19 protein-coding genes, 2 tRNA genes and 2 pseudogenes are annotated in these 23,519 nt (G+C 50.7%); 7 read left to right on the top strand and 16 right to left on the bottom strand.

The features are described 5' to 3' along the window. Positions 1-124 precede the first annotated feature (124 nt). The 6 genes from A9180_RS17980 (at position 125) to luxS (ending at position 4,040) form a co-directional block, all read left to right on the top strand. Positions 125-201 (top strand) — tRNA-Arg (locus A9180_RS17980). A gap of 197 nt (positions 202-398) precedes the next feature. Continuing rightward, positions 399-475, top strand: a tRNA-Arg gene (locus A9180_RS17975). A gap of 279 nt (positions 476-754) precedes the next feature. Further along, positions 755-1,321: a fructose-1-phosphate/6-phosphogluconate phosphatase gene (gene yqaB / locus A9180_RS17970; protein WP_064529937.1), complete on the top strand. Its 567-nt coding sequence runs from the start codon at positions 755-757 to the stop codon at positions 1,319-1,321. Next, positions 1,318-1,746, top strand: a complete 429-nt coding sequence (locus A9180_RS17965; RefSeq protein WP_064529936.1) for a YqaA family protein — start codon at positions 1,318-1,320, stop codon at positions 1,744-1,746. Before yqaB ends, A9180_RS17965 begins: the two co-directional genes overlap by 4 nt. 72 nt (positions 1,747-1,818) lie before the next feature. Then, positions 1,819-3,375, top strand: a complete 1,557-nt coding sequence (gshA, locus tag A9180_RS17960; RefSeq protein WP_064529935.1) for a glutamate--cysteine ligase — start codon at positions 1,819-1,821, stop codon at positions 3,373-3,375. A gap of 149 nt (positions 3,376-3,524) precedes the next feature. Then, the gene (gene luxS / locus A9180_RS17955; RefSeq protein ID WP_001130211.1) at positions 3,525-4,040 is read left to right on the top strand and encodes an S-ribosylhomocysteine lyase; all 516 of its coding nucleotides are present in this window, start codon (positions 3,525-3,527) and stop codon (positions 4,038-4,040) included. A 67-nt stretch (positions 4,041-4,107) separates the two neighbouring features. On the opposite strand, the pseudogene A9180_RS17945 reads toward luxS, so the two are convergent. The 16 genes and pseudogenes from A9180_RS17945 to A9180_RS17865 form a co-directional block, all read right to left on the bottom strand. Further along, positions 4,108-6,747 (bottom strand): annotated as a pseudogene (locus A9180_RS17945) (autotransporter outer membrane beta-barrel domain-containing protein). A gap of 551 nt (positions 6,748-7,298) precedes the next feature. Then, positions 7,299-7,522, bottom strand: a pseudogene (locus A9180_RS17940) (AAA family ATPase); the annotation flags it as partial. 242 nt (positions 7,523-7,764) lie between these two features. Beyond that, the gene (emrB, locus tag A9180_RS17930) at positions 7,765-9,303 is read right to left on the bottom strand and encodes a multidrug efflux MFS transporter permease subunit EmrB (protein ID WP_064529931.1); all 1,539 of its coding nucleotides are present in this window, start codon (positions 9,301-9,303) and stop codon (positions 7,765-7,767) included. Between the two features lie 16 nt (positions 9,304-9,319). Further along, positions 9,320-10,492, bottom strand: coding sequence for a multidrug efflux MFS transporter periplasmic adaptor subunit EmrA (gene emrA, locus A9180_RS17925; protein WP_064529930.1), 1,173 nt, complete (start codon positions 10,490-10,492; stop codon positions 9,320-9,322). Between the two features lie 126 nt (positions 10,493-10,618). Next, positions 10,619-11,149: a multidrug efflux transporter EmrAB transcriptional repressor EmrR gene (gene emrR, locus A9180_RS17920; RefSeq protein WP_064529929.1), complete on the bottom strand. Its 531-nt coding sequence runs from the start codon at positions 11,147-11,149 to the stop codon at positions 10,619-10,621. Positions 11,150-11,239: 90 nt separating this feature from the next. Continuing rightward, positions 11,240-11,575 carry an L-valine transporter subunit YgaH gene (gene ygaH, locus A9180_RS17915; RefSeq protein WP_064529928.1) on the bottom strand — a complete coding sequence of 112 codons (336 nt, stop codon included), beginning with the start codon at positions 11,573-11,575 and terminating at the stop codon, positions 11,240-11,242. Then, entirely contained in the window at positions 11,565-12,302 is a 738-nt protein-coding gene (gene ygaZ / locus A9180_RS17910; RefSeq protein WP_064529927.1) for an L-valine exporter subunit YgaZ, read from the bottom strand. Before ygaZ ends, ygaH begins: the two co-directional genes overlap by 11 nt. A gap of 123 nt (positions 12,303-12,425) precedes the next feature. Continuing rightward, on the bottom strand, positions 12,426-13,610 hold the full coding sequence (locus tag A9180_RS17905; protein ID WP_064529926.1) for an MFS transporter: 1,185 nt from the start codon (positions 13,608-13,610) through the stop codon (positions 12,426-12,428). A gap of 290 nt (positions 13,611-13,900) precedes the next feature. Next, the gene (proX, locus tag A9180_RS17900; RefSeq protein ID WP_064529925.1) at positions 13,901-14,893 is read right to left on the bottom strand and encodes a glycine betaine/L-proline ABC transporter substrate-binding protein ProX; all 993 of its coding nucleotides are present in this window, start codon (positions 14,891-14,893) and stop codon (positions 13,901-13,903) included. 57 nt (positions 14,894-14,950) lie between these two features. Next, positions 14,951-16,015, bottom strand: coding sequence for a glycine betaine/L-proline ABC transporter permease ProW (proW, locus tag A9180_RS17895; RefSeq protein WP_064529924.1), 1,065 nt, complete (start codon positions 16,013-16,015; stop codon positions 14,951-14,953). Next, entirely contained in the window at positions 16,008-17,210 is a 1,203-nt protein-coding gene (proV, locus tag A9180_RS17890) for a glycine betaine/L-proline ABC transporter ATP-binding protein ProV (protein WP_000985481.1), read from the bottom strand. The genes proW and proV overlap by 8 nt, the downstream gene beginning before the upstream one ends. Positions 17,211-17,566: 356 nt before the next feature. After that, positions 17,567-18,526, bottom strand: coding sequence for a class 1b ribonucleoside-diphosphate reductase subunit beta (gene nrdF, locus A9180_RS17885; RefSeq protein WP_064529923.1), 960 nt, complete (start codon positions 18,524-18,526; stop codon positions 17,567-17,569). A 138-nt stretch (positions 18,527-18,664) separates the two neighbouring features. After that, a complete protein-coding gene (gene nrdE, locus A9180_RS17880) occupies positions 18,665-20,809 on the bottom strand; it encodes a class 1b ribonucleoside-diphosphate reductase subunit alpha (protein ID WP_064529922.1) in 2,145 nt (714 codons plus the stop codon). Beyond that, positions 20,782-21,192, bottom strand: a complete 411-nt coding sequence (nrdI, locus tag A9180_RS17875) for a class Ib ribonucleoside-diphosphate reductase assembly flavoprotein NrdI (protein WP_064529921.1) — start codon at positions 21,190-21,192, stop codon at positions 20,782-20,784. The genes nrdE and nrdI overlap by 28 nt, the downstream gene beginning before the upstream one ends. Beyond that, the gene (nrdH, locus tag A9180_RS17870) at positions 21,189-21,434 is read right to left on the bottom strand and encodes a glutaredoxin-like protein NrdH (protein WP_064529920.1); all 246 of its coding nucleotides are present in this window, start codon (positions 21,432-21,434) and stop codon (positions 21,189-21,191) included. Before nrdH ends, nrdI begins: the two co-directional genes overlap by 4 nt. A 207-nt stretch (positions 21,435-21,641) precedes the next feature. Then, positions 21,642-22,073 carry a carboxymuconolactone decarboxylase family protein gene (locus tag A9180_RS17865; RefSeq protein ID WP_064529919.1) on the bottom strand — a complete coding sequence of 144 codons (432 nt, stop codon included), beginning with the start codon at positions 22,071-22,073 and terminating at the stop codon, positions 21,642-21,644. A gap of 87 nt (positions 22,074-22,160) precedes the next feature. Here A9180_RS17865 and A9180_RS17860 point away from each other — a divergent pair, with 87 nt between their 5' ends. Beyond that, the gene (locus A9180_RS17860) at positions 22,161-23,495 is read left to right on the top strand and encodes a PLP-dependent aminotransferase family protein (protein WP_064529918.1); all 1,335 of its coding nucleotides are present in this window, start codon (positions 22,161-22,163) and stop codon (positions 23,493-23,495) included. Positions 23,496-23,519: the final 24 nt, after the last annotated feature.

Raw genomic sequence — 23,519 nt, 5'->3', positions numbered from 1 at the left:
GGATAGAGTACTCGGCTACGAACCGAGCGGTCGGAGGTTCGAATCCTCCCGGATGCACCATCTCTTACTTGATACGGCTTTAGTAGCGGTATCAAAAAATCTGCAGTAAAGTAAGTTTCCCGATGCATCCGTAGCTCAGCTGGATAGAGTACTCGGCTACGAACCGAGCGGTCGGAGGTTCGAATCCTCCCGGATGCACCATATTCTCCGTAATCTTCAGCGATGAAGGTGTCGAAGAGGTGGCGGTACTAACCGCAAGCACCAGGGAGGATAACGTTGCTTTAGCAACGGCCCGAAGGGCGAGCCGCAAGGCGAGTCATCCTCCCGGATGCACCATCTCTTACTTGATATGGCTTTCGTAGCGGTATCAATATCAGCAGTAAAATAAATTTCCCGATGCATCCGTAGCTCAGCTGGATAGAGTACTCGGCTACGAACCGAGCGGTCGGAGGTTCGAATCCTCCCGGATGCACCATATTCTCCGTATTATCCGCGATTGATAATCTTCATGGTCTGCAAAATTGACGCAAGCACCAGGGAGGATAACGTTGCTTTAGCAACGGCCCGAAGGGCGAACGTCAGTGAGTCATCCTCCCGGATGCACCATATTCTCCAAAAAATTTCCCGCAAAAAACATCTCATTTCTAAATAACTATTTTATCCATATCCTGAATAATCTTCCCCTTCGCCATCAGCGACAAAATCAAGCAATTACGCTAAAGTAGCGTCATATTTTTCGACTTGCGAGAAGACCATGTACGAGCGTTATGCAGGTTTAATTTTTGATATGGATGGCACGATCCTGGATACCGAACCTACGCACCGTAAAGCGTGGCGTGAAGTATTAGGACGCTACGGTCTTCAGTACGATGTTCAGGCGATGATTGCGCTTAATGGCTCGCCCACGTGGCGTATAGCCCAGGCGATTATTGAGCTGAATCAGGCCGATCTCGACCCGCATGCGTTGGCGCGTGAAAAAACAGAAGCAGTAAGAAGCATGCTGCTGGATAGCGTCGAGCCGCTTCCTCTTGTCGAGGTGGTGAAAAGCTGGCATGGACGTCGACCAATGGCTGTCGGTACGGGGAGTGAAAGTGCCATCGCTGAAGCATTGCTGGCGCACCTGGGCTTACGCCGTTATTTTGATGCGGTCGTTGCCGCCGATCACGTCAAACATCATAAACCTGCGCCAGACACATTTTTGTTGTGTGCGCAGCGTATGGGCGTGCAACCAACACAGTGTGTGGTCTTTGAAGATGCTGATTTCGGTATTCAGGCTGCTCGCGCTGCAGGTATGGACGCTGTGGATGTTCGCTTGCTGTGAGTGAAGCTTTATCGCTTTTCTCGTTGTTTGCCAGTAGTTTCCTCAGCGCTACACTATTACCCGGTAATTCCGAAGTCGTCCTGGTTGCAATGTTGCTTTCCGGGGTAAGTCATCCCTGGGTTTTAGTGTTAACAGCAACAATGGGTAATAGCCTTGGAGGGCTAACTAACGTTATCCTTGGGCGTTTCTTTCCACTGCGCAAAACATCGCGCTGGCAAGAGAAAGCCATCGGCTGGCTGAAACGATATGGTGCAATCACACTATTATTAAGCTGGATGCCCGTGGTTGGCGATTTACTGTGTCTGTTAGCGGGATGGATGCGCATCTCGTGGGGACCGGTAATCTTTTTTTTGTGCCTTGGTAAAGCGTTACGCTATGTTGCGATTGCAGTAGCTACCGTTCAGGGCATGATGTGGTGGCACTAATTGTAGGCCTGCACACATGGCCACCATTACAGTTATGCTAAATAAAACGATTTTGACAGGCGGGAGGTCAATTTGATCCCGGACGTATCACAGGCGCTGGCCTGGCTGGAAAAACATCCTCAGGCGTTAAAGGGGATACAGCGTGGGCTGGAGCGCGAAACTTTGCGTGTTAATGCTGATGGCACACTGGCAACAACAGGTCATCCTGAAGCATTAGGTTCCGCACTGACGCATAAATGGATAACCACCGATTTTGCGGAAGCATTGCTGGAGTTTATTACACCAGTGGATGGTGATATTGAACATATGCTGACTTTTATGCGCGACCTGCATCGCTATACGGCGCGCAATATGGGCGATGAGCGGATGTGGCCTTTAAGTATGCCATGTTACATCGCGGAAGGTCAGGACATCGAACTGGCGCAGTATGGCACTTCCAATACCGGGCGCTTTAAAACGCTGTACCGTGAAGGGCTGAAAAATCGCTACGGTGCGCTGATGCAAACCATCTCCGGCGTGCATTACAACTTCTCTTTGCCTATGGCATTCTGGCAAGCGAAGTGTGGTGATATTTCGGGCTCTGATGCTAAAGAGAAAATCTCTGCGGGTTATTTCCGCGTTATTCGCAACTACTATCGCTTCGGTTGGGTCATTCCTTATCTGTTTGGCGCGTCTCCGGCAATATGCTCTTCATTCCTGCAAGGTAAACCAACTTCGCTGCCGTTTGAGAAAACCGAGTGCGGTATGTATTACCTGCCGTATGCGACCTCTCTTCGTTTGAGTGATCTAGGCTATACCAATAAATCGCAAAGCAATCTCGGTATCACCTTCAACGATCTCTACGAGTACGTCGCGGGGCTCAAGCAGGCTATCAAAACGCCGTCGGAAGAGTACGCGAAGATTGGCATTGAGAAAGATGGCAAGCGGCTGCAAATCAACAGCAATGTGCTGCAGATTGAAAACGAACTGTATGCGCCGATTCGTCCGAAACGCGTAACTCGCAGCGGAGAGTCGCCTTCTGATGCGCTGTTACGTGGCGGCATTGAATATATTGAAGTGCGTTCGCTGGACATCAACCCGTTCTCGCCGATTGGTGTAGATGAACAGCAGGTGCGTTTCCTCGACCTGTTTATGGTCTGGTGTGCGTTAGCTGACGCGCCAGAAATGAGCAGTAGCGAGCTTGCCTGTACACGCGTTAACTGGAACCGTGTGATTCTCGAAGGTCGCAAACCGGGCCTGACGCTGGGTATCGGCTGCGAAACCGCGCAGTTCCCGTTACCACAGGTGGGGAAAGATCTGTTCCACGATCTAAAACGCGTCGCGCAAACGCTGGATAGCATTAACGGCGGCGAAGCGTACCAGAAAGTGTGTGATGAACTGGTAGCCTGCTTTGATAATCCCGATCTGACTTTCTCCGCCCGTATCTTACGGTCTATGATTGATACTGGTATTGGCGGAACTGGCAAAGCGTTTGGTGAGGCTTATCGCAATTTGTTGCGTGAAGAGCCGCTGGAAATTCTGCGTGAAGACGATTTTATTGCCGAGCGCGAAGCGTCTAAACGCCGCCAGCAGGAAATGGAAGCCGCAGATACCGAGCCGTTTACGGTGTGGCTGGAAAAGCACAGCTGACAGAAAAGAAAAAGGCCACTCGTGAGTGGCCAAAATTTCATCTCTGAATTCAGGGATGATGATAACAAATGCGCGTCTTTCATATACTCAGACTCGCCTGGGAACAAAGAGTTCAGAATATTTTAAAAAAATTTACCGGAGGTGGCTAAATGCCGTTGTTAGATAGCTTCACAGTCGATCATACCCGGATGGAAGCGCCTGCAGTTCGGGTGGCGAAAACAATGAACACCCCGCATGGCGACGCAATTACCGTGTTCGATCTTCGCTTCTGCGTGCCGAACAAAGAAGTTATGCCAGAAAGAGGGATCCATACTCTGGAGCACCTGTTTGCTGGTTTTATGCGTAACCATCTTAACGGTAATGGCGTAGAGATTATCGATATCTCACCAATGGGCTGCCGCACTGGTTTTTATATGAGTCTGATTGGTACGCCTGATGAGCAGCGTGTCGCTGATGCCTGGAAAGCGGCAATGGAAGATGTGCTGAAAGTGCAGGATCAGAATCAGATCCCGGAACTGAACGTCTATCAGTGCGGTACTTACCAGATGCACTCTTTGCAGGAAGCACAGGATATTGCGCGTAGCATTCTGGAACGCGACGTGCGCATCAACAGCAATGAAGAACTGGCGCTGCCGAAAGAGAAATTGCAGGAGCTGCACATCTAGGAGCAGGATCACAACGATTGTGCATCCGGAGAATGCCACCTGTGCAACGACAGGTGGCAAATTTACATTAGAAGAGATATTTCATGCCCAGCATTCCCTGGGTATCGCTGTAACCGTTGTCACCCAGCTGCTGGGCGACGTTGCCCCACAGTTGCAGACGCGGGGTAAGCTGACCTTCCACCCCGACTTTTAACTCGCCAATATTGCGCGTGCCGATGATCTCATCGCTGATGCTATCCATCTTCACGCTGTAATTGCGGGAGTTATAAATCCAGTTGGCTTCCACGAATGGCTGGAAGGAGCGGTCTTTCTTATCATCAATAGCATTATGACCCTGCAGATACGCTTTCACCCCCAGACGCGTTTACAGGTTGCCTTCGGTGCTGTCCTCAACCAGAGTGCCATTGTCTTCAGTATGATTGTCTGCTTTCACATCCATCCACGTCAGTTGCATTTTGGGCTGCAACCAGTAGCTGGTGCGGGCATCTGCGCTTTCACCAAGACGGAAGGTATAACCCGCTTCAATGGCGGCGGTGATACCGTCAGAGTGATATTTTTCACTGGGAAGATACTCGCCGGAGACAGTGTTATCAAACCAGTTATAGAGCAACCAGCTATCAACATAAGTCCCTGTTTTATCTGCTTCGTTAGCGTACCAGGTGCCGTACACACCCACACTGTAGCCGTCGATTTGCCCACGTGAGTTGTACCCGGTCAGGTTGGAATGTGTGTGGCTCTTGCTGTTGGCATAGCCTGCCATCAGGCCAAGATGCCAGCGATCGAGTGCGTTACTGCTCCATTGCGCCAGATCGCCGCCAAGTTGCAGAACATAACGGTTGCTCTGGGTGTTCAGTTCATCCGAGCGATCCTTAAAGCGATTATGCCCGCCAATGTTACGCATCCACAGGCTGGTCACTTTCTGCTCGCCGGTCAGCAGGTCGGTGTACTGTGTTTCTCCCAGACGGTCATGCAGTCGGGTATTAAACAGCGTATTTGCTGCCTGAATATTCGCTACATAGCTGCCAATCTCCGGGCGATACAGATGTTTTCGTTCTGGTTGTGGAACAGATGGCGTAACAGGCGGCTCCGGTGTTACAGGCGGTTCTGGCGTTACAGGGGGTTCTGGTGTTACAGGTGGCTCAGGATCTGGTTCCGGGATTACAGGCAGTTCCGGTGGGGTATACGGTCCTGCGGGAATTTCACTGGTTAAAAACCAGTTCTGGTTGTCGCTTTTTACCACGTTGTAGTCATAGGGACCGGCAACAATACGACCTTCTTTACTAAACGTCCCCTCTGATGCGCCAGTTATTTCAATAATGCGGATACCTTCGAGTGTACTGGCCCCTTGACCACCGGCATTGTGAACACTCACACGGGTATGACCAGACGTGTTGCCTTTTACAATTAATTTATCGGTCGCGGAATTATCATCGCCGAGTTCGGTACGCATAACTAACAAACCGTTATTGGCAGTGTAATCACCATTAATGGTGAGTGTAGCTGGCGTCAAACTGTTGCCATTTTTTGAGGAGGACAGCATCGCCGTACCTGCCAAATCCAGCGCATTTAAGGTTTGTGAAAAACCATCTAAATCGATGTTTCCGCCACTGTCGACAACATAATCGGAGTTTGGGCTGAAGGTATCGTTGATACCGGCGCGTAGGGTGCCTTTACTAATATTCGTTTGGCCAGAGTAGGTATTTGCGCCAGTCAATGTAGTGACCCCTGAACCTACCTGGTTAACCTCGCCTTTGCCAACGATATCTGCAGCCAGGATAAAATCTTCGCTGGAATGGTTGAAATTAATTTGGGCAGTACTATCCCCGACATCGCTTCCCATATGGATAGCTGGTGTCTTGATGATTCCCGCTTTCTGCTCGGCTTCCCCCACAGCCCCACCTATGTTTAGAATACCGCTACTGGTGTCTGTCATCCCAAGCCAGATATATTGATTAGTGCTGACCGTGGCATTATTACTCACGGTAAGAATACCTTTTGCCTCGTTCTGCGATGGATCCAATCCCCCAAGGCTAATAAATTCATTCACTGTTAATGAAGAATTGTCGCCATCAACCAGCGTTTCACCGTATCCCGTTCCGCGAAAATCACCTGAGCTTCCAGTGAAGCCAATGAGCACATCTTTTGATGCTGTAAGACGACCGCCATGAGTTATTTCGAGTTTACCCGTCCCCTGATCGCCGACCATCACATATCTTGCGGCAACGGAAGAACCCGCACCGTCAATAATGACTTGCCCTTGAGCCTGGTAATTAAATTCACCGATTCTGAATTCATTTAAATCGGTAATAGTACTGCCACTAAGCACCATTAAGGTTCCTGAACCACCGTTAGTGCCTAAATAAACATCGCGTTCATTAGGCGATGCATGACTAAGCGTCAGATGAGTGTTATTTTCTAGTTTTATTGTCCCTGATGTCGCATTACCGATTACGATTTTAGCCGTAGACAGATCCCGCCCGTCTATATTCAATGTTCCTTCGCTTTTTGAACCAACATTAAGATAATGAAATTGATCCCAGGCTGATGAATTATTTTCGGATGAGGATAGCGTTACAACATCATTATTGTTGATGGTAACATCACTGTTGATGGTTGTGGGTGGTGTCCATGCCAGAGAAACTGGCATTGATAACACAGTCTGAATAGCTATTGCCAGTGCTGTTAAGGGATGCTTCCTGATATTCATAAAGTTCCTCTTCATCCTTATGATTTATTTTTAGATAAATAACGAATTCACAGTAAAAACTTAAATTCTTAGGACTGCTGAATCAGGTTACTGTTCTGTCAAATGAAGAGTAGTGTGTGAGGCCAATAATTATAAACCAGTTTAATTTATGGTTAATTTAATATTGATTAGTTTTGATGGTTTAGGCGTTAGGGTGAAAATAAGGTGCATAATTTTCCTTAGTGGAAATCTTTAATTGTCTTAAGGTATAAAAAATAAGCAAAGGAAAAACAAGGAAAATCAGCAAGATATTCTTTCGGAATTTTGTTGGATTAATAACAGTAATTAATTGCATGTTTATTGTTTACACATCTTCTTAGGCATAATAAACACCAGGATTATTATCAAAAAAACAATACGAATATGATTGCCAGACATGGATTACATGGACGCAAATAATAAGATTAAACATTTTCTCATTAAGAAAAATGCAAAAGTATTATTCTCTCAGGCAATGTAAACCTGCCTAATAAGATAAACTTATCGGGCAGGTGAACTTATACCTGGTTTTTTTACCTGTCAGTCACTCGATACTCCACACTATGCGCTTCATCAGGTTGAGGAATTTCCAGTCTTGAGGCCATCCGCATACCACCGCTTCTGGAACGGCATACTCGCGTCTGGCATTTTGCTGCTTCCATTGTGACCACGGCACTTTCAGATAGAGAATCCTGACTCTCGCACCGTAATCCGTAAACACACCGATAAGCTGGCTACGCAACTGGCGGGTAATGTTCGGCCTCCCAGGGAACAAAATCAGGAGAACTTTGTTCATTGGGGGTTAAAAGAAAAGTGCGAGTATCCCCCGCGAAAGCGAGGGCGAAAGAAAAGAGGATTAACAACCTGAACGAATGCTCAGAACCGGTTAATGGTGAATGGAAGAGCTTGGGGCGGCGAAAAGATACACCGATTGAGTGGATAAAAAAATGTTTACAGAATGAGCAAACCAAAAGGGAGCCGCAGCTCCCTTGAACAACATCAGTGCGCGCCGCCTCCGCCGCCACCTGCGCCAAATGGCGGTTTCGCAAACCACACCAGCCCCAGCAAGACGAGGAATATCCCGGCTGACATCCAGAAGATCTCATTGGCGGAAATAATCAGCCCCTGATTGGTGATCTGCTGGGCAATCCAGCCAGATGCCTGCTGTTGCGTCATCCCCAGCCCTTCCAGTTGACTGTACATCGCCTGGGCGTTCGGGTTATACGGGTTCACTGATTCGGTCAACTGCGCATGGTGCAGCGACTCCCGGTTGGTCCACATAGTCGTCGTTATGGACGTACCGATAGACCCCGCCAACGTTCGCGTAAAGTTAGAGAGACTCGACGCCGCCGCCAGTCGTTCCGGTGGCAAACCAGACAGCGTAATGGTGGTCAGCGGCATAAAGAAGCAGGCCACTGCGAAGCCCTGGATAAACTGCGGCCAGGCCGACGCGCCAAAATCCATACCTGGTTCAAAGGTATAAGCACGCCAGTAGAAGCAAACGGCATACATAATAAAACTGAAGGTTACCAGCCGCCGCATATCCAGTTTATGCGCAAAGCGACCGATAATCGGCGACAGGATCACCGGAATAATCCCTACCGGCGCAGACGCGAGCCCTGCCCAGGTTGCCGTGTAGCCGTAGACTTCCTGCAACAACTGCGGCAGCAGAACAATAGCACCGAAGTAGAGCATATAGGCGAGGCTGATACATAAGCAGCCAATAGTGAAGTTGCGCGACTTAAACAGTGAGAGATCGACTATCGGGTTATCGTCGGTCAGCTCCCAGACAATCAGGAAGCTGATAGCCACCACCGCTACCACGGTGAGGATGATAATTTCCTGTGATGAGAACCAGTCCAGCTCTTTACCCCGGTCGAGCATAATCTGCAGGCTGCCGATACCAATCACCAGCAGCGCCAGCCCCACGGCATCAATCCGCCGCCGCTCGGTACGGGTTTCGCGCCCGCGTAGGGTTTGCAGTGTCATCAATACCACCGCTACGCCAATCGGTACGTTGATGAAGAATATCCAGCCCCAGTGATAATTATCGCTGATATAACCGCCGAGGATTGGCCCGCAGATAGGCGCGACAATCACCGTCATCGACCACAAGGCCAGCGCGATAGAACGTTTGGCGGGTGGATAGTTATTCAGTAACAGACTTTGTGAAAGGGGGATCAATGGCCCGGCGACAATCCCCTGAATCACGCGGAAGAAGATCAGCATATTCAGACTGCTGGAAACACCACACGCCCACGAAGCAATGGCGAAGGCGATGGTCGACCAGAGGAACAGTTTCACTTCCCCGAAGCGCTTTGCCAGCCAGCCGGTAAGAGGGATCGAGATGGCATTTGCCACCCCGAAAGAAGTGATCACCCACGTTCCCTGACTGAGTGATGAGCCCAGGTTCCCGGCGATAGTGGGGATCGCCACGTTAGCAATGGTGGAGTCCAGCACCTGCATGAATGTCGCCAGTGACAGCGCAATCGTCATAATGACCAGTTGCGCGCCTTCCAGCGGTTTTTGCTGTTGCATCACACGCACCTCTGGATTAGCCAGCGTTAGCTTTTACGATGTCGTCGATCAGTTTATTGACAGGTGCCAGGCTGATTTCACGCGCGGTGCTTACCGCAACCGGCGTAGAACGTACTTTGTTTGCCAGTACCTGACCGTCACGGTTAGTGGTATTGACGCTCACCAGCGTGGATAAACCGATGCGTAGCGGATATTGCTCCAGCTGTTTTTGGTCCAGTTCAATACGAACGGGCAGACGCTGAACGACTTTGATCCAGTTACCGGTAGCATTTTGCGCCGGAAGCAGTGAGAACGCGCTACCCGTACCCATATCCAGACCAAGCACTTTACCGGTGTATTTCACGTCATCGCCGTAAATATCCGTGGTGATAGTGACCGGCTGACCGATACGCATATTGGCAATCTGTGTTTCTTTAAAGTTGGCATCTACCCACATATTAGTGGCCGGAACGACCGCCATCAGCGGCGTCGTTGGGCTAATTTGCGCACCCGGTTGCACGGCACGGCGGGAGACATAACCAGTCATCGGGCTGACAATACGGGTACGTTCCAGCGCCAGCCAGGCGTTACGCACTTCAGTAGCGGCCTGTTGCACGGCAGGCTGATCTTCCAGTTTAGTTCCCAGAATCATCGCCTGATTAGCATTGTATTGTTGAATAGCGACATCCAGTTGCGCTTGGGCGCTGGTGACGGCGTCGCGGGCGTGTTGCAGCTCTTCGCGGCCAATCAGGTTGGCATTGCCCAGCGGCACGCGGCGGTTGTAGTCACTCTGAGCTTTGGCGAGGGCGATTTTCTGCACCTCAATATTTGCCTGCAACTGTTTGCTGTTAATCATCAGTTGGTGGGTTTGACGAACGCTGGAAGCCAGCGCAGTTTTAGCTTTTTCAAACGCCTGGCGAGCATCCGTCGGGTCGAGAGTGACCAGCACATCGCCTTCTTTTACAAAATCGGTGTTATCGGCCCAGACTTTCGTCACACTGCCTGACACCTGAGACATAATTTGAATCTGATTTCCTGCCACGTATGCGTCATCAGTTTCTTCGAAATGACGCAGTACCAAAAACCAATAAATCCCTATCGCTACGGCAATAATAATAAAGAGCAAGGTAAGAAGGAGGAGCAGACGCTTACGTTTGCCACTCTTCTTTACCGGTTGCTGCGGGCTTTGTGTCTCCGCATTTGCGCTCATAGTATTCTCCACGATCTTCTTAACTCATCGGCTGAGCCGACCTGCTTGCCAAAAAGGCCAGCACGTTACGATGCTGGCCGGTCAGTTTTTCTTTTATAAGTCTGGATTTTTGAGCGAGATGACGCGTTAGCTCATCGCTTCGAGAACAGCACCGTCTTGTTCCATCTGATCGAGACGGGAGAGCAATTTGCGGGTGATTTGCTCTAGCTGATCTTTTTCGCTAGTGCTGAGTGCGGACCAGAGTTGATGCAGGCAGTTATGCTGCGGCGGTAAAACCTCGCGCAAAAACTCGTGACCTTTTTCCGTTAATTGCAGATGCAGGCAGCGGCGATCGTTATCGCTTTCACGACGTTCGATCCAGCCACGTTTTTCCAGTTCATCGGCAATACGCGTCGCATTGGTACGGGATGATCCAAGAGCACAACTTAATTCAGAAGGCTGAATGCTGTGGTTTTCCTGAGACTCCAGCGTAATCAACGCCATAAACAACGTCTCGTTAATCCCCTGAGCCTTCAGCATTTTATTGCGGTTCTCCAGCAGCTTGCTTTGCATATGCATACAAAGACGGGTCAGAAGGATCTCCTGATAAGGAAAATCTTCGTGGCGGCTGGCGCGAAATTTTAGCATTTGTTCAATGGGCGTAAACGAACTATCCATTTGGGTATGACCTCATTAATTTCAGCCGATATAGTAACGACAGTGACAAATAAAGTAAATGTATTGTTTTAGAAAAATGATTCTTGTGGGCTATATAATCGCCATCACTTTCCACGTCAGCCCGTAGACCAGCGCACTCAAAAGAGTGGGAATAATGATGCTGCGTGTTTTATAGAAACTGGCTCCCAGTACCGCAAAACCGACCAGTGTGGGTACGAAACGGCGTGAATCGTGCATCACTTCTGGTGCGGTAGAGACAACCAGCAGAGCGCAAATCGAGGCGATGCCAATGGTGTCGAGCAAAATACCCACTGCGCCACGCTTGGTTGGGCGGGCATTACCCACCCGCAGGCGTAGGGGTAAATAGCGGAAGCAGTAATTCGCCGCGCCAACCAGTAATCCAAGCAGCAGAACCTCATAGCTCATCAGGTGCTCCTTGCCAGAATGACTGAATTAACGCAGTGAGGCAGCCAAAGACAATGCCTGCCAGAATGGCGACGGGAATGGAAAATAGCGTTACGCCTGCAAGGGCACCAACTAACGCTGCGGTAACGCAAAGAGATTGTTTGCGCTGGAAAGAGGCGAGCAGAAAACTCATAAAGAGTGCCGGCAGCATAAAGCCTAACGCTGCTTCAACGGCTGGATAACCTTGCAGCAAACCGCTGCCCGAAAATGCCCCTATTACCGTACCAAATACCCACGATGACCATGAACTGAAGGCAATGCCGATCATCCAGTTCTCGCTCCAGCGGCGATTATTACGTACCAGTTTTGCCGTTGCTGCGGCAAAAACTTCGTCCGTCAGGCCAAACGCCCACAGTGCGGTTTTCGATTTTTGCAGGCGTTGAACAATGCGGCTACGCAACGATGGACCATACAGTACATGGCGAACATCCATTGCCATAACGGTCAATGCTGCTACCCACAAGCTACTGCCAGCTGCCAGCATTGCGGTGATGACAAACTGGCTCGCTCCTGCATAAATAATGCAGGAGAAAAAAACGCTTTCCAGGGGAGTGAATCCCAGACGGGTCGCATTCAGACCAAATGCAAAGGCCACCGGAATATAACTAATAACAATCGGTAAACTGTCTTTGCAGCCTTCCATGAAGGTCGCCGAATAAGAAGCAGGCAGTGGAGTAGGGCTTACCATAGAGTGTACGCTTAACGATTGCTAAGATTATTAATAGACAGAATGAATATCTTAACCTTATCAGACTGATGGGATTCTTAACACCCTTATAAGTGTAAAGCCACGAAAACGGTTGCTGATTGCTTAATTTGCGGCTTCCTGACGATGAAAACCTCGCCACCAGACCAGTAAATTCAACAGGGCAAGTGACGCACCTGCCAGGCAAACGCCAGTCCAACCGGCATGTTGCCAGGCGGATGCTGAGATCAGCGAACCAGCAGCACCGCCAATAAAGTAGCTGGTCATGTAACCTGCGGTCAGGCGATTACGCGCATCAGGATGAATACGATAAATCACGGTTTGATTGGTGATATGCACGCCCTGCACGGTGAGATCCAGTACCAGAATGCCGATAATTAGCGCCAGTACGGAAGCGTGGCCAAACCAGATAGCCAGCCATGAAAGTAACAACAGCAGCAGACCAAACGTTGTTGTGAGATGTGATTTGCCCTTATCGGCAAAACCGCCCGCCGGACGAGCGCCCAACGCCCCGGCAGCTCCTGCAAGTCCAAACAGACCAATTACGCCATCGCTGTAGTTAAAAGGTGGTGCAGCGAGCAAAAAGGCCATTGATGTCCAGAGAATGCTGAAGTTGGCAAAGGTCAGGCAGCCCAGTACGGCGCGGGTACGCAGAATTTTATCACTGATAAACATGCTGAAAACGGAACCTAACAACTGTGGGTAGTTGAGGTGGGTATCTGATTTCATCTGCGGCAGGCCGCGCCATAACGCCAGCGCCATCAGTGCCATTAACACCGAAGCGACCCAAAAGACGGTGCGCCAGCCGCCGAGATTCGCCAGCAGTCCGGCAACGGTCCGTGCGAGTAATATCCCCAGCAGCAGGCCGCTCATAATAGTGCCAACCACTTTGCCGCGTTTGTCCGGTGAAGCCAGCGTCGCCGCCAGCGGAACCAGAATTTGCGCTACGACCGAGAATAAACCGGTTAATGCTGTACCGAGGATCATCATCGCCAGCGACTGACTGCTGGCAGTGATTAACATGCCACCGGCTGCCAGTAAGGTCATAGTGACAATCAGGCTGCGGCGTTCAAACATGTCACCCAGAGGAACAAGAAACAGCAGACCAGCGGCATAGCCCAACTGAGCGGCGGTGACAATAAAGCCCGCCGAACTGGCGGAAAGGGAAAAGTTACGCGCGATGGTGTCGAGCAATGGCTGTGCGTAATAGTTGCTGGCGACCGCCAGACCGGTGGCGATCGACATTAGCACGATCAGCGCCGGACTAAGCTCATGATTGGGTTTAGTCATTATTTTGTTTGTCAGGTGATGATTAAGCTGGAAATCAATAATAGCGGATGTTTATGAATAGCGGGGAAAAGATGGATTGTTGAAATGTGCGGTGTGGTTTGTAGGCATGATAAGACGCGCCAGCGTCGCATCAGGCATTGTGCACAGAATGGCGGATGCGGCGAAAACGCCTTATCCGCCCTACGGAATGAGTGTGGTTTGTAGGCATGATAAGACGCGTCAGCGTCACATCAGGCTTTGTGAACAGAATGACGGATACGGCGAAAACGCCTTATCCGCCCGAATAAAAATTACTTCTGCGCTGCCAGCGCCTCATTCACCCAGCCATCGAACTGCTGCTGGTGGGCTTTGATCCAGCCATCAACGTGGCCCTGAATATCGCCTTCTGAGGCTTTGCCGTCATGCATAATGGCGTTCTGGGCGTTAATGTCTGCCACCGGTAACTGCATAATGGCAAACAGTTTGGCTGCCGCCGGGTTTTTCTCAGCCCAGGCTTTGTTGGCAACGATATGCATGGTGCTGACCGGGAAGCCGTAATTCGCGCCATTCGGCAGTTTGGTATCGGCGTTTTTATCGCCCGGCAGTGCGGAGAACGGCACCTGCAACCAGACGACATCTTTACCTGGCTTCAGTTCGTTACTCACCCAGTACGGCGTCCAGGTGTAGTAAAACACCGGCTTACCCTCTTTGAAACGACTGATGGTATCAGCCATCATCGCCGCGTAGTTCCCCTGATTATGCGTCACGGTACTGGTCAGTCCATACGCAGCAAGCTGGTGATTAATGGCACCTTCGCAGCCCCAGCCAGGATTACAGCCGGTTAAATCCGCTTTGCCATCGCCGTTGGTATCGAACAGTTTGGCGATCTTCGGATCTTTCAGTTGCGCGATGTTGGTGATTTTGTACTGGTCGGCAGTTTTCTTATCGATCAGGTAACCTTGTGCCGCGCCGTTAACAAATACCCCTTCGCGATAAAATTTCTTATCGCCACCGGCAGCTTCATACATGTTGTCATGCAGCGGCGTCCAGTTCACGGCGGTAAAGGTCGCATCGCCAGATGCAAGCGAGGTATAGCCAACGTTGTAATCCACTTCGCTAGGTGTGTTGACGGTATAACCTAATTTCTCCAGCGCACGGCTGACCAGCAGCGTCTGGAAGGTTTCTTCAGTGATGGTGCTCTGAACCGGATTAACGGTGATGCCTTTGCCCGGCAGGTCGGCAGCAAAAGTTTGTGTAGAGATAAGCGTGGCAAACGCTGTCGCAAAAAGTACGCTATGTCGCATTGTTATTCCTTTTTTTGGCAGGGTGGTAATGCCCGGCGTCACCGGGCAAGTGCAGAGTTACTTAATGAATGGGCGGGTCAGCAGACCGACAGGGCCAGTGGTGTACCAGCGACGGTTGCCGCGACTGCGTGAGTCGCGCCCAACGGCCTGAGTCAGGCGATCGAGGATAATGGCGAGGATCACAATCCCGACGCCGCCGACGGTGGCAAGCCCCATGTCCAGACGACCGATACCGCGCAGTACCATCTGACCCAGCCCACCGACGGCAATCATCGAGGCGATGACCACCATAGAAAGAGCCAGCATCAGCGTCTGGTTGACGCCCGCCATAATGGTCGGCATCGCCAGCGGTAACTGAACTTTGAACAGCATCTGGCGCGGGCTGGCACCGAATGAACGCGAGGCTTCAATCAGATCTGCCGGAACCTGGTTAATTCCCAGAATAGTCAGGCGGATAATCGGCGGCAGAGCAAAGATGATAGTCACCACTACGCCCGGCACGTTGCCGATACCAAACAGCATGACGATGGGCACCAGATAGACAAACGCAGGCGTGGTCTGCATGGCATCAAGCAGCGGACGAATAATTTTCGCTGCTCGCGGGCTTCTTGCCAGCCAGATCCCCAGCGGCAGGCCGATGACGATACAGAACAGCAGGGCGGTTAACACCAGTGCCAGAGTAACCATTGCCTGCGACCATGCGCCAATCGCGCCGATGGCAATCAGCGAAACCAGCGTCGCAACGCCCATTCCTACCCCAGAAATCTGCCAGGCTATCAGGGCAAAAATGATAATCGCCACAGGCGCGGGCATACCCAGCAGCAGTTGCTGGAAACCGTTGAGGATGTAATCCACCGGAACGCGCACGCCCTGGAAGACAGGGCGGAAATGGGTAACGACCCAGTCGATCCCTTCGGTCACCCAACTGTCGAGCGGGATCAGCGTCTTATGGAACGGATCGAGAATATTAAAATGTTCGACATTTGGCGCAGGCGCACTGGTCAGCCAGTCAGCGCCGCCACCGTCAGTCGGTGCAGTTGCTGGTGTACCCCAGGCGTCTGCGGATTGTGCGGCGCTGTCCGCCGCTGGCGTGGTATCCCACGGATTATTTTGATCAGCCATTGTTTACCCCCTCGCGATCTAAAGCTCGCAGCAGCATTCCTTTCGAAATGATGCCGACATACTGTTGGTCCTCATCGACGACTGGCACCGCACAGGGCGCCTGTCCGACATGAGAGAGCAACTCGCTAAGAGGCGTTTGCGCATCGACCGCTAACGGCGCATCAATTAGTGCTGCATCAAGACCTTGCTGCTGCGTTAACGCGGCTTTAAGCGAATCGATAGACACGGCGCCGACAAACTTATTACCGCGTTCGATGACGTAGCCATATTCGCGATCTTCATCCTGCAATAATTTCAATGCTGAACGCGGGCCGAAGCCTGGCGTTTTGCGAATTAAGCCGTTCGGTGAACGACGGGCAATATCTTTTGCGCTGAACACCTGGCTAATATCGACACCACGGAAGAAGGTACGGACATAATCATTCGCCGGATTATTAAGAATTTCATCCGGTGTACCGACCTGAACGACTTCACCATTTTGCATAATGGCAATTCGGTCGCCAATACGCATAGCTTCATCGAGATCGTGAGAAATAAAGACAATGGTGCGCTGATGTTTCGCCTGTAATTTTACCAGTTCATCCTGCATCTCGGTGCGAATTAATGGGTCGAGCGCCGAGAAGGCTTCATCCATTAATAAAATATCCGGATTAATCGCTAATGCGCGGGCTAATCCTACACGTTGACGCATCCCGCCCGAGAGTTCGTCCGGGTAGCTGTGGGCGTAATTTTCCAGCCCGACCTGACGCAGTGCATCAATGGCTTTTTCCCGGCGTTCCTCGGCATTAATTCCGGCCAATTCCATACCGAACGCGGTATTGTCCAGCACGGTCATATGCGGCATTAAGGCAAAGGACTGGAAGACCATCGCAATCTTTTTTCTGCGCACCTCGCGGAGTTCGGCGTCGGATATTTTGGCAATATCAACGCCGTCAATCAGTACTTGCCCGCGGGTGGGTTCAATCAGGCGATTGAGAAGGCGTACCATTGTGGATTTACCCGAACCGGATAATCCCATGATGACAAATATCTCGCCTTCTTCAATGGCCAGACTGGCGTCTTTTACGCCAAGCGATAGCCCAGTTTTTTCCAGAATTTGTTCTTTTGAAAGTCCTTGTTCGATATATTTGAAAGCTCGCTGTGGATGCTCACCAAATATTTTATAAAGATTTTTAATTTCTAATTTAATTGCCATGCAATAGAAGGATTCCTGTTATTTGTTTATGTCGATATATTACCCAATGGAAATAGTCACTTTTTTCTACCCTAACATACTGAGAATCTGAGGCAACCCCTGAGGGCAAATGTGGCATGAATATTGATGCGAGCAAATTGCCGGAATTTCCCGTGATATAAGGGCTGAGAGCAAATCGAGAAAAGTTGATATTTTTTGTTATAGATAGCGGAAAAACGCCTGAATATTATGATTTCAGGCGAATAATGCAACAGAGCGTCAGTGTAGATCACCACAAATTATTTGCGTGATAAAAAGCCATTTGGTGGGGATTATTTCCCTGCTGTGGGTAGTGATATTTTTGAAAAATAACCTCGTCAGAAATTCCAGTCTTCATCTTCTGTTTCGACCGCTTTCCCCATTACATAAGAGGAGCCAGAGCCAGAAAAGAAGTCGTGATTTTCATCGGCATTCGGCGAAAGCGCTGCGAGGATTGCCGGATTCACTTCTGCCATTTCTGCGGGAAATAACGGTTCGTAGCCCAGGTTCATTAACGCCTTATTGGCGTTGTAGCAGAGAAACGCTTTTACATCGTTAGCCCACGTTGTTTCGGCGTACAGCTCATCGGTGTATCGCAACTCGTTGTCGTAGAGTTCCAGCAACAAATCGAAGGCGAAATTCTTCAACTCTTCTCGTTGTGCCAGAGAGAGCTTTTCCAGGTTTTTCTGATATTTATAGCCGATGTAATAACCGTGGACGGCTTCATCGCGGATAATCAGACGGATCAGATCGGCGGTATTGGTCAGCTTACCGCGACTGGAAAAATACATCGGCAGCCAGAAACCGGAGTAGAACAAAAATGATTCAAGAAAGACACTGGCGATTTTCTTTTTCAGCGGATTATCACCACGATAATGTTGCTGAATAATCTGTGCTTTTCTTTGCAACGACGAGTTTTCTTCACTCCAGGCGTAGGCGGCATCGACATCTTTTGTCTGGCACAACGTCGAGAAAATCGAACTGTAAGAACGGGCATGAACCGCTTCCATAAAGCTGATATTCGATAATACCGCCTCTTCATGGGGCGTGAGTGCATCGGGCATCAGCGAAGGCGCGCCGATAACATTTTGCAGCGTGTCGAGCAGTGTCAGGCCAGTAAAAACGCGCATCGTCAGTTGTTGTTCTACGGCACTTAATGTCTGCCACGCAGGAATATCGTTCGACAGCGGCACCTTTTCCGGGAGCCAGAAATTACTGGTCAGGCGATTCCACACCTCCAGATCTTTATCGTCTGTTATCTTGTTCCAGTTGATGGCGCTGATACGTGAGAGTTTCATAAGCAATCCTTAGAGCCTGACCTGGCAGGTTTCGATTTTTGGCAATGTGCGCTTTGCCCCTGCCGGATGCGGCGTGAACGCCTTATCCGGCCTACAAAATCATGCAAATTCAATATATTGCAATTCTCTGCCAGTCTCTTATAGCGAGCAGGAGACGCAGCCTTCAATTTCAGTGCCTTCCAGCGCCATCTGACGCAGGCGGATGTAATAGAGCGTTTTTATCCCTTTTCGCCAGGCGTAAATCTGCGCTTTGTTGATATCGCGAGTGGTGGCGGTATCGGGGAAAAATAGCGTCAGCGACAGCCCTTGATCGACATGGCGGGTCGCTTCGGCGTAGGTGTCGATGATCTTTTCCGCGCCGATTTCGTAAGCGTCCTGATACAGCGCCAGATTTTCGTTAGTCATAAATGGGGCAGGGTAGTAAACGCGCCCGGTTTTGCCTTCTTTGCGGATCTCCACTTTCGCCACAATCGGATGAATACTCGACGTGGCATGGTTGATGTAAGAGATGGAGCCGGTTGGCGGCACCGCCTGGAGATTCTGGTTGTAGATACCATAACGCATCACGTCGTCACGCAACTGCGCCCACATCTCACGAGTAGGTAATGTGATACCGCTACGAGCAAACAGTTCGCTAACTTTCGCCGTTTTTGGCTGCCAGTTACCTTGCAGATATTGGCTAAAATATTCACCGCTGGCATAGCGCGACTGTTTGAACCCGGCGAAGGTTTCACCGCGTTCGCGCGCCAGCAACATCGATGTACGCAGCGCGTGCCAGGTAATGGTATAGAAATAGAGATTGGTGAAATCCAGTGCTTCCGGCGAACCATAGGCGATGCCTTCTCGCGCCAGATAACCGTGTAAATTCATTTGCCCCAGACCGATGGCGTGCGAGGCGGCATTTCCGGCTGCGATGGACGGCACGCTGCGGATATGACTCATATCTGACACTGCCGTTAAACCGCGTACGGCTGTCTCTACCGTGCGGGCAAAGTCGGGGGAATCCATGGTGTGGGCAATATTCAAAGAACCTAAATTGCAGGAAATATCATGGCCTGTGCGGGCATAGTCGAGATTCTCGTCATACTCTGAGGCGCTGTTAACCTGCAAAATTTCTGAGCAGAGATTGCTCATATTTATGCGCCCGGCGATAGGGTTAGCACGGTTAACCGTGTCTTCATACATGATGTAGGGATAGCCGGACTCAAACTGGATCTCCGCCAGCCGCTGGAAGAAATCACGGGCGTTGATGTATTTTTTGCGGATGCGTTCATCGGCAACCAGTTCGTCATAGTGTTCGCTGATGGCGATATCGGCAAACGGCTTGCCATAAACTCGCTCAACGTCATAGGGCGAAAATAGTGCCATCTGTGCGTTCTCTTTCGCCAGATGGAAAGTGACATCGGGGATCACAACGCCCAGCGACAGCGTTTTAATGCGGATTTTCTCGTCGGCATTTTCCCGCTTTGTATCGAGAAAACGCAGAATATCGGGATGATGGGCGTGTAAATAGACTGCACCAGCCCCCTGACGAGCGCCGAGCTGATTGGCATAGGAAAAGGCGTCTTCCAGCATTTTCATCACCGGAATCACGCCAGAAGATTGATTTTCAATACGTTTAATTGGCGCGCCCGCTTCCCGCAGATTCGACAGCAAAAATGCCACGCCGCCGCCGCGTTTCGACAGTTGCAGTGCGGAATTTACCGCCCGGCCAATCGACTCCATATTGTCCTCAATACGCAGCAGAAAACAGGAAACCAGTTCGCCGCGCTGCTGTTTACCACAGTTGAGGAATGTCGGCGTGGCAGGTTGAAAGCGTCCTGACAGCATCTCATCGGTGAGTTGTAAGGCCAGCGTTTCGTCGCCTTGTGCCAGCGTCAGCGCCACCATCGTTACCCGATCGGCAAAATCTTCCAGATAACGCTTACCGTCGAATGTCTTCAACGTATAGCTGGTGTAAAACTTCCATGCACCGAGGAATGTCTGGAAACGAAAGCCGCTGGCGTGTGCGTGGGCAAACAACGTAATGACAAATTCGCGAGAGTAACGGTTGAGGACGCTTTCATCATAGTAACCTTCATTGACCAACCAGTTCAGGCGCTGCTGCTGGCTACTGAAGGTCACGCTGTTCGGGCGTACATGTGTCGCCATAAATGCGTCTACTGCCTGGCGGTCTTTATCGAACTGAATGCGACCCGCGCTATCGTAAAGGTTAAGCATCGCATTCAGGGCGTGGTAATCCATTGTTTCCTGCATCAGGCGTTCTGCGGTTGTCGTTGCCAAAATTCGGTTACTCCTTTACGAACGTTTTCGATATCGCTTTGCGTACCCATGAGTTCAAAGCGGTACAGCCACGGCACGCCGCATTTCTGTGCAATCACATCTCCGGCGCGACCATATGCCTCGCCAAAATTGCGATTACCCGAAGCAATAACGCCGCGAAGCAACGCCCGGTTATGTTGGTCGTTTAAAAAGCGAATCACCTGTCGTGGCACCGCGCCAGCCGTACCGCCGCCGCCGTAAGAAGGCACGATCAGGATGTAAGGCTCGTCTACCTGAATCCGTTCCCGCTCATTGAGCGGAATGCGCACGGCGGGCAGCCCTAAACGTTCGATAAAGCGATGTGTGTTTTCGGAGCTGCTGGAGAAGTAGACGAGCTGGCTCATGCACTGGCCGCGTGTGATGCTGGATGCAGACGGTTGATCATGTCCGGGCGGAAGCCAGACCAGCTAAGATCGCCAGCAATTACCACCGGTAACTGGCGAAAGCCCTGAGCACGCAACGCTTCTGTTGCTTCAGGAACGCGATCGACATTAATCATCTCAAAATCAAAGCCCCGGTTTTCCATTGCCCGTTTGGTGGCGTGACATTGAACGCAATCGTTACGAGTGTAAATAGTAATGCGCATGATTCGTATTTCCGTTTAAAATGAAGATACGGCGCGATGATACGCGTCGGGTTGTCTCTCTGTTGATTCAGAGATACTAGATGTAGTTGAAAAAATATTCAACCATACAAGATATGGGATTTTTAGATTGATTATGCCGCCGCTGAGTGGTTCAACGGGGTAGGGGTTTTGTGTTTTTTTGCCGGGCGAATACCCGGCAACAGCAAATTACATCCGCATGGAAACCGCCAGGCGGTTAAAGCAATTCATCAGTCCGATGGCAAATGTTAAGTCGCTGATTTCTGCTGCGCTGAAATGCTCAAGCAGAGGTTGATAAACGTCGTCTTCCGCATGGGTTCTGGCGATATCGGTCACCGATTCCGCCCATGCCAGCGCCGCCCGCTCGCGATCATCAAAATGATGGCTCACCCGCCAGCCTGCCAGAGCGTCCAGCTTGTGCTGTGGCACACCGGATTTGCGTAATGCTTTGCTGTGCATCTCCAGACAAAATGCGCAGCCGTTGATTTGCGAGACGCGCAAATAAACTAACTCCATCAGCGTGGTATCCAGCGCGCTATTTTCCAGTGCCGTTTTGGCCTGCACCAGTGCGCTATACACTGCCGGACTAAGTTCGTAGTAAGGCTGACGTAATGTAGTCATACAGTTTCTCCTCTTATTAACGCCCGCAATGTAGCACTATAATGGACTGTTAAAGAGAGCCATAAATTACCTAAAAAAGCAGACCATATGCCGTGCTATCAGGATATCGCCCGTCAGTTAAAAACAGCTATTGAGCAAGGGGAACTGAAACCTGGCGCAAGGCTACCTTCGAGTCGTACCTGGTCGCAGGAACTGGGCGTCTCTCGATCCACTGTCGAAAATGCTTATGCTGAACTGGTGGCGCAGGGATGGCTGGTGAGGCGGGGGCAGGCGGGTACCTTTGTCAGTGAGCTGATACATCCGCAACAATCTGCTGTGGATGTAGTGGCTTTTGCTGGTGAAAGTCAGCAACCGTTGCCGTTTCAAATGGGATTACCCGCACTCGAGCTCTTTCCGCGAGAATTGTGGGCGCGGGTGATGGGCCGCCGTCTGCGTACTCAGACGCGCTTTGATTTGGCGTTAGGCGATGTCTGTGGTGAGGCGGCGTTGCGCGAGGCAATTGTTGATTACTTACGCGTCTCACGCGGGATTGAATGCCAGCCAGAGCAGGTCTTTATCACTCACGGTTATGCGGCCTCAATGGCCTTAATTCTGCACGCGCTGGCGAAACCGGGAGACGGGATGTGGATGGAAGATCCCGGCTTTCCGCTGATTCGGCCTATTGTCATTCGCCACGGTGTAGAAATTTTACCTGTGCCAGTTGACGACAACGGACTGGATGTCACATGCGGAATGCAAAAATATCCTGATGCGCGTTTTGCTCTGATTACTCCGGCACACCAGAGCCCGCTGGGTGTGGCGCTCTCTTTAGCGCGCAGGCACCAGATGCTGGAATGGGCAGAGCGTAGTCAGGCATGGATTATTGAAGATGATTACGACAGTGAGTTTCGCTATCACGGTAAGCCGTTACCGGCGCTAAAAAGTCTTGATGCGCCGCAGCGGGTGATTTATGCCGGAACATTCAGTAAATCGCTGTTTCCGGCACTGCGCTGTGCGTGGCTGGTGGTGCCGGTGGAGCAGATTACGCAATTCCGCCAACAGGCGTCACTGGAGCCATGTGCTGTGCCTGTTCTATGGCAGAACACTCTGGCAGATTTCATTCGTGAGGGGCATTTCTGGCGGCATCTGAAGAAAATGCGTCAGCACTATGCTCAACGTCGGCAGTGGATTGAGCAGGCTCTTACGCAGCAGGGATTTCAGGTTGTGCCGCAAAAAGGCGGTATCCAGATGGTTATCAGCATGACGGGCGATGATATTGCCCACGCGCGTAAAGCCAATGCTGCTGGCCTTGCGGTGCAGGCACTTAGCGACTGGCGTATCCGTTCAAATGGGGAAGGAGGATTGCTTCTCTCGTTTACCAATATCGTTAGCGAAAGTATGGCGCAGCTGGTGGCACAACAATTACGCAATGCCTTAAGTTAAAAACCCCGAAGTCAGGCTTCGGGG

The organism is Escherichia sp. B1147, from assembly GCF_001660175.1.
Taxonomy (GTDB): Bacteria; Pseudomonadota; Gammaproteobacteria; order Enterobacterales; family Enterobacteriaceae; genus Escherichia; species Escherichia whittamii.
This window is presented reverse-complemented; position numbering and strand designations above follow the sequence as displayed.